The sequence below is a fragment of the uncultured Campylobacter sp. genome (genome assembly GCF_937996225.1).
Lineage (GTDB): Bacteria > Campylobacterota > Campylobacteria > Campylobacterales > Campylobacteraceae > Campylobacter_B.
The window spans coordinates 16,799-34,752 of the sequence record NZ_CALKTC010000042.1; the positions used below are offsets into that span (position 1 = coordinate 16,799).

Sequence of the window (17,954 nt, forward strand, 5' to 3'; positions counted from 1 at the left end):
CCCTTTTGCGTCTCGTAGTTTTTGCATTACCGTCCTCTTACACTGCGCGTGTTTGGTCTCCGTCTTGCGGCGGCGCGTCAAACGTCGCGTTTTGCCGCGCTAGTAAAATTTTAAAACGAAATTTCAAAAAGCGCGAGTAAATTTTAAAAGCGGAATTTTAACTAATCGCGTTAAAATAGCGAAGTTGCACATCTTTCGTCCTATGGAGGCTAGATGGCGAAATAAAATTTACGAATTTTAAAAGGACTTGGATTGACGAACTTGATTTTAGCGGGGCTAGGCGGCTGTGTAGGCGCGATGGCGCGAGTAGGCTTAAGCGGAGCGATCGCGCGCGCAATGGATCGCGCCGGATTTTGGAGTGCGTTTCCGATCGCTACTTTTTGCGTGAATGCGCTGGGAAGCCTGCTGATAGGGTTTTTGCTCGCACTAAATTTGACGCAGAGTGTGCGGGTATTTTTTATCGCAGGCGCGCTGGGCGGCTTTACGACATTTTCTACGTTCAGCTACGATACGCTGCAATTATTGCTGGCGCGAGAATTTGCTATCGGTGTGCTAAACGCGGTCTTAAGCGTATGCGCCTGTATGCTTTTTTGCTACGCTGGGCTGCTCGCGGGCAGAGCGCTTGCAGGCTAGCCGTGGAGCACGTGAGCTTTAAATTTAAATCGCCTCTATGTTTGCGCTTTTAAATCAAAATTTATTGAAAGTGCCTGCGCTACGGAATTTTATCGCGCGCATATGCTGCAAAATCTGCGAGCGATAGGCACAATCCCACATGCCGTGCAGCTTTGTAAAATTTCGCTATCTTGCGCCTAGTTATCGCGACGCCCTAAAAATTTCGCTGTCTTGGCGCGGATAAAATAAACCTAAGCCGCGCGATAAATTTTAAAAGCTCCGCGGGCAAATTTTAAAGCCTGAAGCTTAGAATTTTAAAATTCTCGCATAAATTTTAAAAGCTAAATTAAAGCGCGCCGAAATCACGACATTATGTGTCAAATCCTGCAGTGCTATCTTAGATTTATCGCAAGCGGCTGCGAGCCCTTTTAATTTCATTTCTGCAGATTTCATTGACCTGCTCACCCTCGCTATTTCGCAAGACAACCTCGTAGTCCGTGATCTCGCGATCTTTGTTATACCCCTTGATATATCTGAATCTTGATAAAACTATTTTAAAGGATTCCACATCGTCTAAAGTGTATTTATCGCCGAGCTTGACGTAGTTAAAATTACTACTAGTAAGCATATGAAAATTGCTAAATTTTTGCTTTAAATTTAGCGTATAAATTGCCGTATGAGGCGTATCGTTATCGCAACGATTAAATTCGCTTTCATCGAAGGCAAGCGCAAGGCAAATTTCATCTCCGCAGATAACCTTGATATCCTTGGCGCGGCTGTTTATACGGATGGTCTGTCGCCACCCATCGCCCTCTATCTCAAAGACGTTGCGAGCGAGTTTTTTGGCTATTTCATCTCCGACATAGCCTCTGGCTTCTGGTTTATCAGCCCAACCAAGCGCAGAGTAGTTCTGCTTTTGCGGAAAATCCGCAAGCGGAGTTTGAAGCTCGCTTATAGCGTTTAAATTTTCCTCGGTGCCTTGCGGAGCTGCAAAAGATGTGCCCCTCATAGAGTGTAGATTAAAGAAACCGATAAATTTCCTCACGACCTTATGCGCCGTTTGAGAAAATATCTTGGCTTCATTTTCAAAAAGCGAAATATTGTAGATGCCGTAGCTATAATATCCAAGCTCTCCACTTACCCACCTTTCGTCCGGCGAGCGGTCGATCTCGTCGTATCCATAGTAGAGCTCTGGCATATCTTTTTGTAGCAAAAAGTTATCGCTGTCATTATCTTTGTATCTAAGCCAAACTCCGAATTCGTCCTTGATATATAGGTAATCAAACTCCGCGCCCTTCGCAAAATCGCCTTTGCCTAGCCAAAACACAGGCCTTTTGTCTAAGGACGGCAGAGCGGCGACCGGGGGCAAATTTTGCAGCTCTTTTTCAAATTTTTCATCGATATAATCGCAAGCGCTAGTGGGCATACTAGGATCGCAACCCTCGGGCGTATCGGATGAAAAAAGCAAATTTAAAATCACAAATATATACAGCACAAAAAGCACGCATGCAACGCTCACGACCAAGGCGGTAATTTTTAAAATTTTTATAAAAGTTTTCATATCTAAATTTTACCTCATTACACCTAAAAAGCGTAAAATTTTGCTTTAAATTTGAAACCCTCCTCGCATTATCTGTACGCTTCGCCTATTGCTTCCCTAAGGCTTTTTAGTAGCTCGTCCGCGGCTTTCGCTTTATCGCGCGCGCCGCGATTTTTGCCGTTTGAAGCGCCGGGTCCCGCACCGCTTACGCAGTCTTGCACGAAATACCACCAAAAATACCCGCCCACGTAGTTTTGCACGTAGCGCGGCATCGTATAATACCGCCCCATCATCGCCTTTTTGCTCGCTTGCGTAGCGTCCGCCGCCGTGTTTCCGCACTCGCCGATGCCGAGCTTCGAAGCGGGAAAGGCGCTTTGCAGATCGGTAAAAATTTCGCTCCAATCAGGCGCAAAGCCCTCGTTGTCGTCCTCGTAGTAGCTTACGAAAAGATAATCCAGCCCCTCTTTCATATCCTGCGGCACGAATTTTCGCAGCCACTCGCGCATTTCTATTTTTTGTACTCCGCTCGGCGTATAATACGCCGTAAGCGCCGTTTTGGCGCCTTTTTTGTGGATGAGCTCGAATGCCGCGATCATCTTAGCGGCGATGAAATTCGCATCGCCCCCGAGCCACCCCTCGCCGTTTATTTCGTTGCCGATCTCCCAGATCGCGACGTAGGGCGCGAGCGCGGCGAAGGCGTCCGCGAACCTCTTTTCGTAGCTTTTCACGCTTTTGTACGAGCTCATCTCGTAGGAGTCCACGGGGCAGGCCATCACATATGAGACCTCGCTAAGCCGCCTAAAAAGGGGCTCGTACTCGCGCGGAGCGATATCTTTTGACATCACGACGCGCACGGCGGGCTTTACGGGTAGGGCTTGCAGGGCGCGTACGATGCTTTGCAGCTTCGCGCCCGAGGCGTCTTGCGCGTCATCGTACCAGCCGTCGTCGATCGTAACGCCCCAGATAAAGCCTTCTTTAAAATTTTGTTTTGAAATTTTATTTGGATTTTCGCCGTAAAGTACGCTGCAAAATAGCGCCCCGCAAAACAGCGCGAGAAATATGTGTTTGAAATAGACCATGGCTTGCTCCTTGATTTGAAATTTTAAAAATTAGCTCTTTGCTGGTCTTTTCACAACCGATCAAGCAATCAAAATTTATCTCTTGCCTCTAAGATCATAAGAATAATATGAACGAGAAAAACCCTCTACGCTGAATATAGCAAAAGCGTTAAGCGCAAGAGCCGCTAAGCTGAGCAGCACCGTAGCAGGCAGCGAAAAACGCGCCAAAAATGCATTTGCAATAGCTGCAAGTACAAGCGCGATAAAGCAATATGAAAATATCGCGACGCCACTAGTGTCGGCAAGCTCCTGATAAAATCTATAAAAAAACAGAAACGATGCGATGAATCCCAGTGCAAGTAGTATTTGAGCGATGATGCCGCCCGCTAAAAATATAAATAACAATACGCCTATAAATATTGCCGCAAAGGCAATGGCTACGTTGCGCAAAAGGCTGCGGCTTGCGGTAAGCTTAGAGATATTATAAATGCTAAAGATAAAAAGCACGAATGCCGCTGCGCTTAGTAGCACTCCCAATCCGCCGTAAATTCCTAATAGCAATAGCACCAGTTCGGCTATAGCTTTTAAGGCGCAGGCCGCGATGAAGGTATATTTGATGAGTGCTACTTCTTTTTCTTGCGGGTTTGAGGGTTGCTGGTCTTGAGTGTGCAGGTAGTCGTTTAAATCCATATTCGCTCCTTGAAATTTATGCAGAAGTATATCTAAAAAACGAATAGGTAAAAATAAATTTCAAAATTTAGCGGCGCGAGGGAGTCGTGCAAAGCGGACGCCGCACGGAGGCGCGTAAATTTAAGAGGTAAATTTTAAAATTTAGAGCGGAATTTAGCCTTAGCGGAGTGGGTAAAATTTTAAGCGGGCTGTAAATTTAAAAAAGATGTGAGATAAAATTTCGCGCAGATCTGCAAATTTAAAATCCGCAAATCCGCGCAAACCGCTACAAGCGTGACTCGTAGCGACGTAGCGTGTAAAGACGTTTAAGCATCTTTTTGCGAGCTGAAATTTTTTGCTTTTTGCGGACTTCCGTCATCGGCTCAAAAAATCGTCTCGCGCGAACCTCGGTAACGACTAGGTTACGATCGGTCTGCTTCTTAAAGCGTCTGTAAGCTTCGTCAAATGATTCGTTCGGATATACCTTTACTCCAGGCACTTTCCTCACCGCCTTTCAAAAAAATGAACTGTGAGTTTAGCGAAAAATTCCTTAAATTTGCTTTTGAAGCGCTTTTTTATACTTCCACACGCTTTTGTTGTTGCGAGTATCTATCATCGAAAGCTCCAAAAATAGGCTCTCGCTTGCTTGTACGGTAGAATTTTTAGCTGTATAATTTAAATTTTTTGATTTTTTAGATTCTGCTTTACCGTCATTTGCCGCAGCGGGGCTTTGCGGTAAAATTTTACCTACCAAGATGTAATCCGGCGCGTAGATCGAGCCGCTTTCTACGGCGTGATAGCCACGGCTTACGCCATCGTTGCTAAATACGAGTTCGTCTTTGCTTGGAGCGTCCGTGACGACTGCTTTGCCTGAATGCAGCAGTGAAATTCTAATTTTTTTGCTTAAAAATTCCGCATCTACGCCGTGTGCGTTCGTCCCGTCCAGTGGCTCAATACCGACGACGCTGAATCTGCCGCCTTTTTTGCCGACTATGCGCTTTGAGAGTAGATCGGCGATGCTTTCGCCTGCGATGCGCTCCAGATACGCGTTTGGATATCCTGCGTGGTCGATGCCTCCTGCAAGTGCCGAATTATCCGTGCTTTTAGAGCCTTTAAGCGCAGCGCAGCCTGCTAAAAAGACACATAGTAAAATCACGAAAAAACTTATTTTAAAATTTTTCATAGCATTTCCAAATTTTATAAAATAAACTCCGCGATTATAGCGAGATTTGGTTAAATTTCGTTTTTTATAAGCAAAATTTGTAACGAATATTCCGCTCGTTCCTTTAATTTTGAGTTAAAGATTCCTTGATATACTTTCTGCCAATTTATTCAGAAAATTCTCGGGGTGCTTATGAAAAAAATCATTAAAAGAGACGGAAGTTTTCAAGAATTTCAATCCTACAAAATAAAAGATGCTATCAAAAAAGCCTACAAAAGCGCGGGTAGCGAGTTTGACGAAAAAGTCTTCGATAACGTAATGGGCGCAATCGTTTTTAAAGATAAATTAAGCGTCGAAGATATTCAGGATCTCATCGAGAAAAAACTCTTCGAAGCGGGCGATTTCGACGTTTTGAAAAGCTTCATGATCTACCGCCACACGCATAAGATGCAGCGTGAGCATATTTTGGGGCTTGAGGAGGATACGACCTATATCAACTGCACCCAGACGGTCAATGAATACATCAGCAAGCAGGATTGGCGAATTTTAGCAAATTCCAATACCAGCTACTCAAACGCAGGCCTTATCAATAATACCGCCGGCAAGGTCATCGCAAACTACTGGCTAGATAAAATTTACTCTCGCGAGGAGGGCGCGGCTCACAGAAACGGCGACTATCATATCCACGATCTGGACTGCCTTACGGCGTATTGCGCGGGCTGGAGCTTGCGCGTGCTTCTAAACGAGGGTTTTAACGGCGTGCGCGGCAGAGTCGAGAGCAAGGCGCCGAAGCATTTCCGCGAAGCGCTGTATCAGATGGCGAATTTTCTTGGAATTTTACAAAGCGAGTGGGCGGGCGCACAGGCGTTTAGTAGCTTTGATACATATCTGGCGCCATACGTTTTCCGCGATAAATTAAGCGACGATGAGGTCAAAAAGGCGATCACGAGCTTTGTGTTTAACCTAAACGTCCCGGCGCGCTGGGGTCAGAGCCCGTTTACCAACGTCACCATCGATATGACCTGCCCTGATGATCTAAAAACGCAGATCCCTACGCATAACAACGAGCATCTATTTAAAAATTTACGCGACGAGGAGCTTTTGGCCGAGGCTAAAAGGCGCGGCAAGGGCTCGCTTGAGGCGATGACTTACGGTGATTTCGAGCCTGAGATGAACCGCATCGTGATTGCATTTTATGAGGTTTTAACGACGGGCGATAAGTGCGGTCAGCCCTTTACCTTCCCGATCCCTACGGTAAATTTAACGGAGGAGTTTGATTGGGATACCCCTGCGGCCGACGCGGTATTTGAAAACACCGCCAAAGTAGGCTCAAGCTATTTTCAAAATTTTATCGGCTCGCAATATATCACGAATGAAAAGGGCGAGCGCATACCCAATCCAAAGGCGTATAAGCCGGGCGCCGTGCGCTCAATGTGCTGCCGCTTGCAGCTTGATCTGCGCGAGCTTCTTAAGCGTGGCGGAGGACTTTTCGGAAGCGCGGAGATGACGGGAAGTATCGGCGTCGTAACGATAAATTTAGCCCGCCTAGGCTATCTGTATAAAAATAACGAAGAGGCGCTGTATGCGAGGCTGGATGAGCTTTTGGAGCTTGCTAAATCGACGCTTGAGAAGAAGCGAAAATTTGTTACCGAGATGTTCGAGCGCGGCTTGTATCCATATACGAAGCGCTATCTACCGGGCTTTAATAACCATTTCAGCACCATCGGTATTAACGGCGCAAACGAGATGATCCGAAATTTTAGTGGAAATAAAGAGGATATTACGACGGAATTTGGACGTAAATTTGCCCTTAAAATGGTTGAGTATCTGCGCGAGAAGATCCGCTCGTTTCAGGAGCGCACGGGCAATCTATACAATCTCGAAGCCACGCCTGCCGAGGGAACTACGTATCGCTTCGCCAAAGAGGATAAGAAGCGCTACGCAGATATCATCCAAGCGGGATTTGATAAAAACATATACTACACCAATTCGACTCAGCTTCCGGCAAATTTCGGAAGCGATCCGTTCGAGGCGCTGGCGATGCAAGACGAGCTACAAAGCTCCTATACCGGCGGCACGGTGCTGCATCTGTATATGAAGGAGCGCATCAGCTCGGCTCAAGCGTGTAAGCAGCTCGTAAAAAGCGTAGTGCAAAACTACAAGCTTCCTTATATCACGATCACGCCGATTTTTAGCGTCTGTCATAAGCACGGCTACATCAGCGGCGAGCATGAATACTGCCCGAAATGCGACGAGGAGCTGCTCGCAGAATACAAGGCCAAGCAGAGCAAGGGCGCCTAAATAGCGATTTAAATTTTAATCTTAATGAAAGGATGGAGAATGGAATTTCCAAAAGAGTTAGAAGCAAAACGCACAAAATGCGTCGTTTACACAAGAGTAATGGGCTATTTGCGCCCAGTAGAGAGCTTTAATATCGGAAAGAAGGGCGAGCACAAAGAGCGCGTCTTTTTTGAAGAGAAAAAAGACAAAAAGCAGATCGCTTAGTCGCCGCTACCGGCCAAATGCAACAAACGCATACGAAGCCGCCGCAAGCCTTAAACCTGCGTAACGCGCAGATTTACGAGATCACGCCGTTTACGATGCTTGATTTTGCTGATCACATCGCCGCGATCGCATGGTTTTGCGGCTGCAATATGCGCTGCAATTACTGCTATAACCCCCAAATCGTTACTTCCCAGGGTAAAATTTCAAACGAAGAGTTTCTGCGCTTTTTGGATGCGCGCGCGGGCAAGCTTCAGGGCATCGTATTTAGCGGTGGCGAATGCACCTGTGCGAGCGATTTTATCCCGCTGGCGCACGAAGTTAAGCGGCGCGGCTTTTTGCTCAAAGTAGATACCAACGGCTCAAATCCGCAAAAGATCGAAGAGGCGCTAAGTTTGGGGCTGATCGATTATATCGCACTTGATTTTAAGGCGCCGCGGCGGGATTTTGAACTTATTACGAAGTCAAGCTTATACGATAAATTTTTGCAAACTCTTAGGCTTTTGCTGCGGCAAAATTTTAAATTTGAGGTGCGAACGACCGTGCATGCCGATTTTTTAAACGAAGCGAAGGTCGAGCAGATGGCGCAAATTTTATGGAGCGAGGGCTACCGCGGCGTTTATTATCTGCAAAACTTCCTGCCCACCGGCGATAATTTCGGCAATTTAAGCGCGCCGCTTGCGAGCTTTGATCCGAGCAAAATCCACACCGAGCTAAAGATAGAACTTCGAAATTTTGATTAAATTTACGCCACCGCGCGCGTCTTGCCGCAATGAAGGCGATGAAATTTTATCTAGCGCATTTATCTAGCTCGCAGTGTCCGTGCATATTGTGCCGCGATAAATTTCGCCTTACGGGAAGCTTTAAAATTTAACCTTGCCGCCGCTTGCTATATTTAAATTTTACTCCGTCCTCGACGTAAAATTCTATGTTTATCAAGAGCTTTATTTTATACCGCGTAAATTTAACTTCGCGCCAAATTTCACGCCGTGTAGCCATTGCCGCTTCAAAACAAAAGGTAAATTTAGCTTGCTTTGGCTAAAATACGCCGAAATTTTTAAAAAGGCAAAAAATGGATAGGAAAAAAATCTACAACCCCTTCTCCGACGAGACCCTTACCGATCGCAAGGTCTTCGGCGGCAATCCGCAGGGTATTTTAAATTTTACCAAGGCGAAATATCAATGGGCGCTGAAGCTTTGGGATCTGATGGAGGCCAACACCTGGTTTCCTAAAGAGGTCGATACCACCGATGATGTGCGCGATTACAACTTCAATCTCACAAGCGCCGAGAAGCGGATGTATGATCTCGTGTGGAGCCAGCTGATATCGATGGATAGCTTTCAGACCAACAATCTCGCCGATAATATCAACCCCTACATCACGGCTCCGGAGATCAACGCCGTGCTCGCGCGCCAAGCCTACGAGGAGGCCAACCACAGCAAATCCTACGCCGTCATGGTCGAGGCGATCTGCGAAAACACCGATCTGATCTACGAGATGGAGAAGCACGACGATATGCTCCGCAGAAAAAACGACTACATCTCAAGCGTCTATGAGGAGCTTGCGGGCGAGGTTAGCGACGATAAGCTGCTGCTAGCGATGGTGGCGAATCAAATTTTAGAGGGGATCTACTTCTACAGCGGCTTTACGTCGATCTATGCGCTTGCTCGCGCGGGCAAGATGCTAGGCAGCGCGCAGATGATCCGCTTCATACAGCGCGACGAGATCACGCATCTGCTACTCTTTCAAAACATGATAAATTCCGTCCGCAAGGAGCGCGCCGATCTGTTTAATAAGCGCAACGTGGATAAAATTTACGAGATGTTCGAGACGGCGGGAAACTTAGAGATAGATTGGGGCAAATACATCACGGATAACCAAATCATGGGCTTTACGGACGACATCATCGAAGAATACATCCACTATCTGGTCGATCAGCGCTTGCTTGCCATCGGGCTTGAGAAGCGATACGACGCGAAACATCCGATAAAATGGGTCGATGATTTTTCTAAATTTAACGATCAGAAGAGCAACTTTTTCGAGAGCAAGGTCACGAACTATAGCAAAGGAAGTTTGAGTTTCGATGATTTTTAGCGGATTTTGCGATTTAAAATTTTGCTCCGCCGTATCGCGGTACGGATACTTTGCAGATACTTGTCCTGCGCCGCACGGACGTGCGATGAACGCAGAAGGCGTATTACCTGCAAAATTTTTAAAATTTAGCCGTGCTATGTATCTAAAAAACGCAGCTCATGCTCTTTTGGCGCGGAATGGGCACTTTGGCGGTATTTTTAAAAACTCTATCGGTTTGGAATTTAGACGGGGCGGAAACTTTCGCGGCTTTAAATTTGACGCCGGGCGGGGCGGGAGCGCGCCATGGTCTCGCTAGAGCGGCTTCGCTGTGAAAAGATGGCGAACGACATCGCCGAGCAGGTGAGTTTAAATCCGGCGCTTTTTGAGGCGTTTTGCAGCGTCGCTAGAAGCGAGTTTGCTCCGCTCGGCGCGCACGCTTTCAGCCTTAACGCGCAGCCCATTTTAGCCAGTCAGTGGATCAGCTCGCCGCTGACGGTAGCGCGCATGACGATGGCGCTAAGCGTCGATCCGAAGGTCGAGAAAATTTTAGAGATCGGCTGCGGCAGCGGCTATCAAGCGGCGATTTTAAGCAGGATGGTTCACCGCGTCTTTGCCGTCGAGCGCGTCGAGCGGCTGGTGGGCGAGGCGAAAAGGCACTTTGCGAATCTTGGGATTTCAAATATCAGCCTGCGCCACGACGACGGCAATGCCGGGTGGAAAAATTTCGCCCCTTTCGATAGGATTTTGCTCTCCGCATGCGCCGAGCGGATCGACGAGCGGCTGTTTGCGCAGCTGGCAATCGGCGGAATTTTGGTTGCTCCGATGAATAGGGGCGGCTCGCAAAAGATCGTTAGATTTAGTAAAATTTCTCCAAGCGAGATCAAAGAAGAGGAGCTTGGCGCCTGCGAATTCGTCCCGCTGGTGCAGGGTCGCGGATAGATCTAGCGCGCAGTAAATTTTAAAATTTCCTACCGCCGCGGGCGCGTAAATTTAATAAAATTTGCTTTTGCACTCCGCTGAAGATCAGAGTTTTATTAATTATTTATTTAAATTCAAGTACAATACACAATTTTAATCTTACAAGGATAAGTCATGCAAGATTTTAGCAAGGAAAAGATAGAGTCGCTGGTCGTTAGCTGGAAAAATCACAACAAAAACCAATTCTGGCTCAAAAAACAAACCGCGATCTCAAAGTATTTAGGCGAGATAAAGCGCTGCTTGGCGAGCTTTGATGAGACCGAGAGCGAGTTTTTGCAAACTTTATATATAAATCTCAGCGACGGCAATCTTAGAAGCTGCAAAATTTTATCTTTGGGCGAGAAGTTCGCGCACGCCGAGTATTTCTTTATGGATCAGTTTTTTGATTCCAATATCAGCGCGTTTTATTACGATTTCGCTTTCAAAGACCGCATCGTCGGCAAAAAGGAGCTGTTTCCTAAAAATGCCGTAAAAAGCGTAGATAGCGTGCTTAGCGGCGAGGATAAAAACATCGTCTCGCTTTATGTTTTTATCGAAAATATCGTCAAAAATTTCAATAGCTATTCGCAGGAGCGCACCGCGCGCGATATTTTCAAACAAAAGCTAGTCAATTTCTACGACGAGCTTTACAGGCTTCTTACGGCGGTAGATAGCGCTTTGGCGATCGATTTTTTCGACGTCGCGCTACATAATCAGCCCTTCGTGCTGATGGAATTTTTAAAATCCGCGATAAATGCCGATAATTTCTATCTGATTGACAGCTACCTAAGTGACGACGGGATGCTAAATTTAGGGCTTGCCGAGGACGGCGATTTTGCGCAAATTTCGCGCGAGAAGCTCTATTTGCTAGCCAGCATATTTGCGCAGTGCAACGACGAGTTTCCGACGCTCGTTTATCGCGATGAAACCGCACAAATTTTATCCTTGCTCTACGACGAAAAGGTTGAAATTTTTGAAGAATTTTACGAAGTAAGCTCGCGATTTATCGCGGAATTTACCCCGTATCCGCAGGACGTCGTGGGCGCGGCCAGGATCGTTTATTCGTCGCTGTTTTTCGAATACGTCAAGAACTACAAAAGCGAAGAGGTTGCGAAAAATACGATCTTTTACGGCGCGATCGGTACTGGCAAAACCCGCAGACTGAGGTCTTTGATCACCGAAAAGAAACTTGCAGCGAAAAATTTCCGCTACGTTTGCCTGCACGAAGGCTTTGAATACCGCGATTTCATCGACGGATTTTACGGCGAAAGCTTCATTAGCGGCGAGTTTAAGGCGCTGTGCAAAGAGGCGCTAAACGATCCGAAGGGCGAGTATTATTTTTTGATCGACAATGCAAGCGCTGCGAGCTTGGATAAAATTTTTGGCGAGGCGGCGGTACTTTTGGATCGTCGCTACGACAAGGAAGACGAGCTTTCGCTTATCCGCACGAAAAACTCCCACGTAATCGACGGCTTTGAAGAGGGCGAAAAAGAGCGCGCCAGCGTCGTTTTAAAGGACGGCCGCTCATATTTCGCGGTGCCTAAAAATTTATACGTCCTATGCACTCTAAGTGAGCACAAATGCGTTTCCCCGTCGATTGCAAAGGCGTTTAGATGGATCAGATGCGAGTGCGATTACGGCGCGCTTGAGGATTATTTAAGAGACCGCGAGATCATAAATGCAAGCGCGGTCGTTGCGGTTTGCAAGGCGCTGAATAAATTTATCGCCGATGAGGCAAGCGGTCTCGGCGTGATCGGGCACGGCGTATTTATGGGGCTAGCGCGCTATCAAAACAACGCTCAGATCATGCAAGAAGGGCTAAACGGCTTTTTTGTCGAGGTGCTAGAGCCGATCTTTAGGTGCGCAGCAAGCAGCGAAGATACCGCTGTAAGCCTTAGCGAGCGCATCGCAGAAGCTAAGGGTGTGTTTAAATTTTAGTATTTTCATTTACATATATTTTAAAGTAAATTTTGCAATAACAGAATTTTATATTAGAGGAAAAATTCCATGACCGACAGCATTGTAAATAATTATAAATATGACGCAGAATATATTAGTTATATTAGAAATGGTAATTCCGCCGCAGTTCTTATTACTAGAGATTTGGTGAGAAGCGTAAATACGATCGGTAAGTGGGTTGATATAATTGAGAGCAATATTCGTGATAGGATCGACGGAAGAATTGATTTTAACTATTTCATTGTTGAAATTTTTCCCAGAAAGACTAAGCCCGATTATTCCAATGCAGTGTCAGAACATGATAAAAAATATATTACCTGGCAAACAGCTTGCAAAGATATAAAGAATGCAAGGAGTGTTGGTTATAAAGGCATCCGATATAAGATATGGTGTAGCTTGTATAATGATAGGAAGAAAAAAATAGTACAGAGGTATTATAATAAAAAGTTTGGTAAGTGGATGCCTGATGGATGGCTATCTACGGATTCATGTATTTTAAAAGATAAAGTAGAATTTATCGATAACTGGAAATATAGGATAAAGTCCATAAAAAAATTATAAAACAACTTAAACTAGACTTCGCTAGTTTTGAATTAAGAATCAAATAGTAAATTTAGCCCAAAAGTCCCGCGCCTTTTACTCTCTGCGAGCGATCCGCCGCGTAGATCCTCTTCCCGCCTACTACCTTGCCGCCCTCGATTTTGCCGCCCTTTACGTCATATTTCCAGATCGGCGCAGCCGCTTTGAAATCCTCTACAAACTCGTTTATTAGCGCCAGAGCTACCTTGCGCTGCGGGCTTACGACGCCTGCGACGTAGGAGCTTTCGTGGATCGGCACACCCCCGTTTGAATGTGCAAAAAGAACGAATGCGCCCTGTGCCGCAGCCTTTTGCTGCCACGCTTCAAACCAAGTCCGCAAAATCGGCTCGTATATATCGAAGCTCAGCGCGCAGATGCCGCCTTCGTCGCGCACGATGCCTACGAAGGTAATGAACGCACCGCAATTTGCGTCTTTAAATTTAGCGTACCAGCGTGATAAAATCGCATCTACGTCCAAGCTGCCCTCATAAATTTCAGGCTCGATCCCGCTTAAAATTTCCGGATTAAATTTAGCTTCGCTCATCGCCGCCTCCTAAGCTTAGCCGCCGCAAACGGGAGGCAGAAGGCTCACGCGATCGCCGGATTTAAGCTCGAAATTCGCATCATAAATCATCTTATCATTTACCGCTACGGCGCAGTTTGCAAGCCACTCTCGCAGGCTTTCGTCCTTTTGCAGCTCCGCTTTTACTTCCTGCAAGGAGTTTGCGTGTAGGCGCAGGGGCTCGCGCCCTATCGGCCCTAAAAATTCTACCTCTACCATTTTTATCCTTTTTTAAAGATTGGGCGATTTTAACCAAAAATTTATAAAATTTTATATAATTGCGAAAAAATTTAATGAGGAAAAACGATGAAAATCGATGAAATTTCGACCCCCGCCTACGTGTGCGAGGAGCAAAAACTGGTAAAAAATTTAGAAATTTTACGCGGCGTAGGCGAGCGAAGCGGCGCAAAAATTTTATGTGCGCTAAAAGGCTTTGCGTTTAGCTTCGCGATGCCTTATGTAGACAAATACCTCTGGGGTGCGACTTGCAGCGGCCTGCACGAGGCAAAATTTGCCGCGGAATTTATCAAAAACGGCGAGATTCACACATACTCGCCAGCATTCAAAGAGGATGATGTGGATGAAATTTTAAAAATTTCAAACCACGTCGTATTCAATAGCGCCGCGCAGTGGCAAAAATATCGCGCAAAAGCGCTTGCTGCGGGCGCATCGTGCGGCTTGCGGCTAAATCCGCAAACTTCCTTCGCGCCCAAAGACGCTTACAATCCGTGCGGCAGCTTTAGCAGGCTAGGGATGAGCCTTGAGGCGCTGCAGCGGGCGATCTTGCAAGACGGCGATTTTTTGCGCGGCATCTCGGGGCTGCATTTTCACGCGCTGTGCGAAGAGAGCGCTCAGAGCCTAGAGCGGGTGCTCGAGGTTTTCGAGGCGAAATTCGGCAAGTATTTTAGAGCCCTAAAGTGGCTAAATTTCGGCGGTGGGCATCATATCACGCGTGCAGGCTACGACGTGGAGCTGCTGATAGAGCTGATCAAAAAATTTCGCGAAAAATACGAGGTCGAAATTTATCTCGAGCCCGGCGAAGCGGTCGGCTGGGAGTGCGGGTATTTGGTCGCTAGCGTGCTTGATATAGTAGAAAATGGCGCTAAAATCGCTATTTTAGACGCTTCCGCTGAAGCTCATATGCCCGATACCGTGCTGATGCCGTATCGTCCTGCGGTACGCGGCGAGAGTAAGAGCGGTAAATTTAGCTATCGTTTCGGCGGAAACACCTGCCTTGCAGGCGATGTCGTAGGGCTTGAGAGCGGACAGCCCGAGTATAAATTTGACGCGCCGCTAAATATTGGCGATCGGGTGATTTTCGAGGATCAGATCCACTACACGATCGTGAAAAACACGACCTTTAACGGCATCAAGCTGCCCGATCTTGTTTTGGCGGACGAGCGCGGAGAGGTTTTGATGATCAAAAAATTCGGCTACGACGAGTATGCGAGGCGAAACTAGCGCCGCACTTAATGCAAAAATGTAATTTTGCTTTGTAAGAAAATTTTTTGCAAAAAATGATATAATCAGCTTGAATTTTATACCTAAGGAAATCCATGAAAAGATTGTTTCTCGCGCTTTTCGCCTGTATTTATGCGCAGGCCGAAGAGAAAAAATATGCCGATATCGTGCAGGGAAATAGTGATGTTTGGGGCAATGCAAGGCTTGAAAACATCGATAGCTACGGCAATGGCTTCGGTCCGATTTTTCTGCAATTTCAAGGACATCTGCAAAGCTCGGGCTTTTTTGCTTGGTTGGCGCTGGGTGCGGTTTTGGGCGTAATCATAGCTTTTATTGGGCACTACGCGATCATAGGACCGAAGCACTTCGATCATCATGCGGGCAAGCCGATCTATGCGTTTAATAAATTTGAGCGACTATACCATCTTGTAGCGGCCGTCGCATGGGCGATCTTGGTTCCGACAGGCTTGATTATGATGTTTGGCGAAGAATTCGGCGGCGGCGCTTTCGTGAGGTTTTGTAAAAACGCTCACGGACTGGCTACGATAGCGTTTGCGATTGCCGTTGTGCCTATGCTAGTGGCATGGTTTTGGCGTATGCTACCGCGAACTTACGATATCAGATGGATGATGATCGTGGGCGGCTATCTAAGCAAAAAGAAGCGCGCAATCCCTGCGGGTAAATTTAACGCAGGCCAAAAGGCATGGTTTTGGGTCGCGACTTTAGGCGGTATAGTGATGATAGCGACGGGTGCGTCAATGTTTTTCCTAGACTACGATATCCCCGCAATGAGAAGTGCGCTAGGTATGAGTCAGATTGAAATTTTAAGAGCAAGCGCGATTATTCATAATTTTTTGGGTGCGGTCTGCGCGGTATTTTTGCTTGTGCATATCTATATGGCGGTCTTTGCGATCAGCGGTGCCATCCACTCGATGATCGACGGACACAAGCCGGAGGAGGAAGTTTACGTCCTTCACCACTACTGGTATCGCGAGCTGCTCGATAAAGGGCAGATCGCTAAATCGCAATTTGAAGCGAAGTACCCGCGCTTATAACTTGGGTAAATTTTATGCGGGCCTGCTTACGTGGGGCTCGCATTAGCTTTGAGGTTCAAAGAATTTTATTTTTAAGGATTACATATGCCACTAGATTGTCGCAATTTAAATTGCCCGGAACCGCTTTTGCGCACCAAAAAAGCCCTCGGTGAGCTAAAAATCGGAGAGAGTTTAGAAATTTTAGTAAACGACGTAGCGCCGCGCGAAAATATAAAGCGCTTTTTGGCCAAAAACGGCTTTGAAGCGCAAATTTCACAAGTGGGCGCCGACACGCTTATAAAAACCATAAAAACAGACGAGCTGAAAGATGAAAGTATCGACGATATTTATTGTGACGTCGCGGCGCCAAAAAGAGGCAAGGTTATATTTCTAAATGAAGAGCAGTGTGGAAGCGGCCCGATCGGAAAGAGCTTGCTTGCTAAATTTTTAGGCGCGGCGCTAAGCTTAGACGAAAAGCCAGTGAAGGTGATCTGCGTAAACAACGCCGTGCTTATAACTACGAACCGCGGCCACGAATGCTTTGAGGCAATCAAAAAGCTAAACGAAGCGGGAGCTGAAATTTTAAGCTGCGGAAGCTGTCTGGAGGGCTACAAACTGGTCGATAAGCTCGCGATCGGCGAGATTTCAAATGCATACGAAATCATGGACGTCCTATCGAAATACGAAGTAATCAAACTATGATCTACAGAGATTTTAACCTCACGAAATTTATTGCAGCCGCCGGTTGAGCCGCCAAGCTTGACCCGGCGGGTCTAACCGAAAATCTTGGAAATTTAATCGAGCCCAATGTAAACCTGCTTTCGTCAACCTGCAGCAACGAAGATGCGAGCGTATTTCGCATAAGCGACGATCTTGCACTCGTGCAGACGCTCGATTTTATCACCCCTTTAGTGGACGATCCGTTTGTCTTCGGACAGATCGCGGCGGCAAACTCCCTAAGCGACGTATTTGCGATGGGCGGCGAAGTGATAAACGCCCTAAACATCGTGGGTTTTGACGATTGTCATTTCTCAAACGAAATTCTGCGCGAAATTCTGCGCGGCGGCAAAGATAAGATCAAAGAGTGCGGAGGGGTCTTGGTGGGCGGCCACACCATCTCTACCCCCGAAATTTATTACGGGCTTAGCGTCACGGGGCGCGTGAACCCGCGCAAATTTTGGAGCAACAATACAGCGCGCGAAGGCGACCTGCTGATCCTAACAAAACCTCTCGGTACGGGCATCATCGCTACGGCTATTAAGGCGAAATTTCTTAAATTTGAAGAATTTCGTGACGCAATAGAGAGCATGATTTTGTTAAATTTTTATGCCGTGGGCGCGCTAGCGGGTCTAAAAATACATGCCGCGACCGACGTGACGGGCTTTGGACTGCTTGGACATGCGCTTGAAATGATCAATGAGAGCGTGAGTTTTAAAATTTATCCTAGCAAAATTCCGCTTCTAAAAAGCGTCATCAGATGCCTTGACGAGGGGCTAATCCCCGCCGGAAGCTATAAAAATTTAAAATTTATCGCACCGGGCGTCGATTCCGAGCCGGACATAACGCTTTGCGACGCGCAAACAAGCGGCGGACTTCTGCTTGCCGTAGCGGAAAAGGACGCGGCGCGAGCGCTTTCAAATTTAAAAAACGCAGGTTACGCCAGCAGCGCTATAATCGGCGAAGTAGTGGCGCGCGCCGAACATAAAATTTATTTAGTTTAAAATCTTTTCTATTCAGCCCCCTTTAAGCATCGCTCTTGTATAATCACATTTCCGTTTCGCGCCG

17 protein-coding genes and 1 pseudogene are annotated in these 17,954 nt (G+C 46.7%); 11 read left to right on the top strand and 7 right to left on the bottom strand.

Translation table 11 applies throughout. From position 1 onward, the window contains the following. Nucleotides 1-252: 252 nt before the first annotated feature. Complete coding sequence (locus Q0174_RS05260) at nucleotides 253-633, top strand: CrcB family protein (protein ID WP_297943998.1); 381 nt, start codon at nucleotides 253-255, stop codon at nucleotides 631-633. 382 nt (nucleotides 634-1,015) lie between these two features. Here the strand turns inward: Q0174_RS05260 and Q0174_RS05265 are convergent, their stop codons facing one another. The 5 genes from Q0174_RS05265 to Q0174_RS05285 all read right to left on the bottom strand — a co-directional run bounded on the left by Q0174_RS05265 (nucleotide 1,016) and on the right by Q0174_RS05285 (nucleotide 5,062). Then, on the bottom strand, nucleotides 1,016-2,173 hold the full coding sequence (locus Q0174_RS05265) for a hypothetical protein (RefSeq protein ID WP_298042088.1): 1,158 nt from the start codon (nucleotides 2,171-2,173) through the stop codon (nucleotides 1,016-1,018). A 68-nt stretch (nucleotides 2,174-2,241) separates the two neighbouring features. Continuing rightward, a complete protein-coding gene (locus tag Q0174_RS05270) occupies nucleotides 2,242-3,231 on the bottom strand; it encodes a hypothetical protein (RefSeq protein WP_298042089.1) in 990 nt (329 codons plus the stop codon). A gap of 75 nt (nucleotides 3,232-3,306) precedes the next feature. Then, a complete protein-coding gene (locus Q0174_RS05275; RefSeq protein ID WP_297997576.1) occupies nucleotides 3,307-3,900 on the bottom strand; it encodes a hypothetical protein in 594 nt (197 codons plus the stop codon). 265 nt (nucleotides 3,901-4,165) lie between these two features. Beyond that, on the bottom strand, nucleotides 4,166-4,378 hold the full coding sequence (gene rpsU, locus Q0174_RS05280) for a 30S ribosomal protein S21 (RefSeq protein WP_005869392.1): 213 nt from the start codon (nucleotides 4,376-4,378) through the stop codon (nucleotides 4,166-4,168). A gap of 51 nt (nucleotides 4,379-4,429) precedes the next feature. Next, the gene (locus Q0174_RS05285) at nucleotides 4,430-5,062 is read right to left on the bottom strand and encodes a hypothetical protein (RefSeq protein ID WP_298042092.1); all 633 of its coding nucleotides are present in this window, start codon (nucleotides 5,060-5,062) and stop codon (nucleotides 4,430-4,432) included. A gap of 171 nt (nucleotides 5,063-5,233) precedes the next feature. Here Q0174_RS05285 and Q0174_RS05290 point away from each other — a divergent pair. The 6 genes and pseudogenes from Q0174_RS05290 to Q0174_RS05315 all read left to right on the top strand — a co-directional run bounded on the left by Q0174_RS05290 (nucleotide 5,234) and on the right by Q0174_RS05315 (nucleotide 13,094). Continuing rightward, nucleotides 5,234-7,546: pseudogene (locus Q0174_RS05290) on the top strand (ribonucleoside triphosphate reductase). Between the two features lie 17 nt (nucleotides 7,547-7,563). Continuing rightward, nucleotides 7,564-8,286, top strand: coding sequence for an anaerobic ribonucleoside-triphosphate reductase activating protein (locus tag Q0174_RS05295; RefSeq protein ID WP_298042094.1), 723 nt, complete (start codon nucleotides 7,564-7,566; stop codon nucleotides 8,284-8,286). A gap of 329 nt (nucleotides 8,287-8,615) precedes the next feature. After that, the gene (locus tag Q0174_RS05300) at nucleotides 8,616-9,638 is read left to right on the top strand and encodes a ribonucleotide-diphosphate reductase subunit beta (protein WP_005869385.1); all 1,023 of its coding nucleotides are present in this window, start codon (nucleotides 8,616-8,618) and stop codon (nucleotides 9,636-9,638) included. Between the two features lie 282 nt (nucleotides 9,639-9,920). Then, complete coding sequence (locus Q0174_RS05305) at nucleotides 9,921-10,556, top strand: protein-L-isoaspartate(D-aspartate) O-methyltransferase (protein WP_297896800.1); 636 nt, start codon at nucleotides 9,921-9,923, stop codon at nucleotides 10,554-10,556. Between the two features lie 153 nt (nucleotides 10,557-10,709). Beyond that, nucleotides 10,710-12,512, top strand: coding sequence for a hypothetical protein (locus Q0174_RS05310; protein ID WP_298042097.1), 1,803 nt, complete (start codon nucleotides 10,710-10,712; stop codon nucleotides 12,510-12,512). 69 nt (nucleotides 12,513-12,581) lie between these two features. Beyond that, nucleotides 12,582-13,094, top strand: coding sequence for a hypothetical protein (locus tag Q0174_RS05315; protein ID WP_298042099.1), 513 nt, complete (start codon nucleotides 12,582-12,584; stop codon nucleotides 13,092-13,094). Between the two features lie 52 nt (nucleotides 13,095-13,146). On the opposite strand, the gene Q0174_RS05320 is transcribed toward Q0174_RS05315, so the two are convergent. Both Q0174_RS05320 and Q0174_RS05325 read right to left on the bottom strand, forming a co-directional pair. Continuing rightward, the gene (locus Q0174_RS05320) at nucleotides 13,147-13,656 is read right to left on the bottom strand and encodes a molybdenum cofactor biosynthesis protein MoaE (protein ID WP_298042101.1); all 510 of its coding nucleotides are present in this window, start codon (nucleotides 13,654-13,656) and stop codon (nucleotides 13,147-13,149) included. Between the two features lie 15 nt (nucleotides 13,657-13,671). Further along, a complete protein-coding gene (locus Q0174_RS05325; RefSeq protein ID WP_298042102.1) occupies nucleotides 13,672-13,893 on the bottom strand; it encodes a MoaD/ThiS family protein in 222 nt (73 codons plus the stop codon). An 87-nt stretch (nucleotides 13,894-13,980) separates the two neighbouring features. Here Q0174_RS05325 and nspC point away from each other — a divergent pair, with 87 nt between their 5' ends. The 4 genes from nspC to selD all read left to right on the top strand — a co-directional run bounded on the left by nspC (nucleotide 13,981) and on the right by selD (nucleotide 17,890). Next, nucleotides 13,981-15,135: a carboxynorspermidine decarboxylase gene (gene nspC, locus Q0174_RS05330; RefSeq protein WP_298042104.1), complete on the top strand. Its 1,155-nt coding sequence runs from the start codon at nucleotides 13,981-13,983 to the stop codon at nucleotides 15,133-15,135. A gap of 95 nt (nucleotides 15,136-15,230) precedes the next feature. Further along, nucleotides 15,231-16,190 (top strand): formate dehydrogenase subunit gamma, encoded by a 960-nt coding sequence (locus tag Q0174_RS05335; RefSeq protein ID WP_298042105.1) that lies wholly within the window; start codon nucleotides 15,231-15,233, stop codon nucleotides 16,188-16,190. 84 nt (nucleotides 16,191-16,274) lie between these two features. Continuing rightward, the gene (gene yedF / locus Q0174_RS05340; protein WP_298042106.1) at nucleotides 16,275-16,871 is read left to right on the top strand and encodes a sulfurtransferase-like selenium metabolism protein YedF; all 597 of its coding nucleotides are present in this window, start codon (nucleotides 16,275-16,277) and stop codon (nucleotides 16,869-16,871) included. Beyond that, on the top strand, nucleotides 16,868-17,890 hold the full coding sequence (selD, locus tag Q0174_RS05345) for a selenide, water dikinase SelD (protein WP_298042107.1): 1,023 nt from the start codon (nucleotides 16,868-16,870) through the stop codon (nucleotides 17,888-17,890). The genes yedF and selD overlap by 4 nt, the downstream gene beginning before the upstream one ends. Nucleotides 17,891-17,954 lie beyond the last annotated feature (64 nt).

Coding starts and splice junctions, on each gene's coding strand:
- Q0174_RS05305 (WP_297896800.1), top strand. CDS start 9,921: ATGGTCTCGCTAGAGCGGCTTCGCTGTGAAAAGATGGCGAACGACATC.
- Q0174_RS05310 (WP_298042097.1), top strand. CDS start 10,710: ATGCAAGATTTTAGCAAGGAAAAGATAGAGTCGCTGGTCGTTAGCTGG.
- Q0174_RS05270 (WP_298042089.1), bottom strand. CDS start 3,231: ATGGTCTATTTCAAACACATATTTCTCGCGCTGTTTTGCGGGGCGCTA.
- Q0174_RS05295 (WP_298042094.1), top strand. CDS start 7,564: ATGCAACAAACGCATACGAAGCCGCCGCAAGCCTTAAACCTGCGTAAC.
- Q0174_RS05325 (WP_298042102.1), bottom strand. CDS start 13,893: ATGGTAGAGGTAGAATTTTTAGGGCCGATAGGGCGCGAGCCCCTGCGC.
- Q0174_RS05335 (WP_298042105.1), top strand. CDS start 15,231: ATGAAAAGATTGTTTCTCGCGCTTTTCGCCTGTATTTATGCGCAGGCC.
- Q0174_RS05315 (WP_298042099.1), top strand. CDS start 12,582: ATGACCGACAGCATTGTAAATAATTATAAATATGACGCAGAATATATT.
- nspC (WP_298042104.1), top strand. CDS start 13,981: ATGAAAATCGATGAAATTTCGACCCCCGCCTACGTGTGCGAGGAGCAA.
- Q0174_RS05320 (WP_298042101.1), bottom strand. CDS start 13,656: ATGAGCGAAGCTAAATTTAATCCGGAAATTTTAAGCGGGATCGAGCCT.
- Q0174_RS05300 (WP_005869385.1), top strand. CDS start 8,616: ATGGATAGGAAAAAAATCTACAACCCCTTCTCCGACGAGACCCTTACC.
- Q0174_RS05285 (WP_298042092.1), bottom strand. CDS start 5,062: ATGAAAAATTTTAAAATAAGTTTTTTCGTGATTTTACTATGTGTCTTT.
- Q0174_RS05265 (WP_298042088.1), bottom strand. CDS start 2,173: ATGAAAACTTTTATAAAAATTTTAAAAATTACCGCCTTGGTCGTGAGC.
- Q0174_RS05275 (WP_297997576.1), bottom strand. CDS start 3,900: ATGGATTTAAACGACTACCTGCACACTCAAGACCAGCAACCCTCAAAC.
- yedF (WP_298042106.1), top strand. CDS start 16,275: ATGCCACTAGATTGTCGCAATTTAAATTGCCCGGAACCGCTTTTGCGC.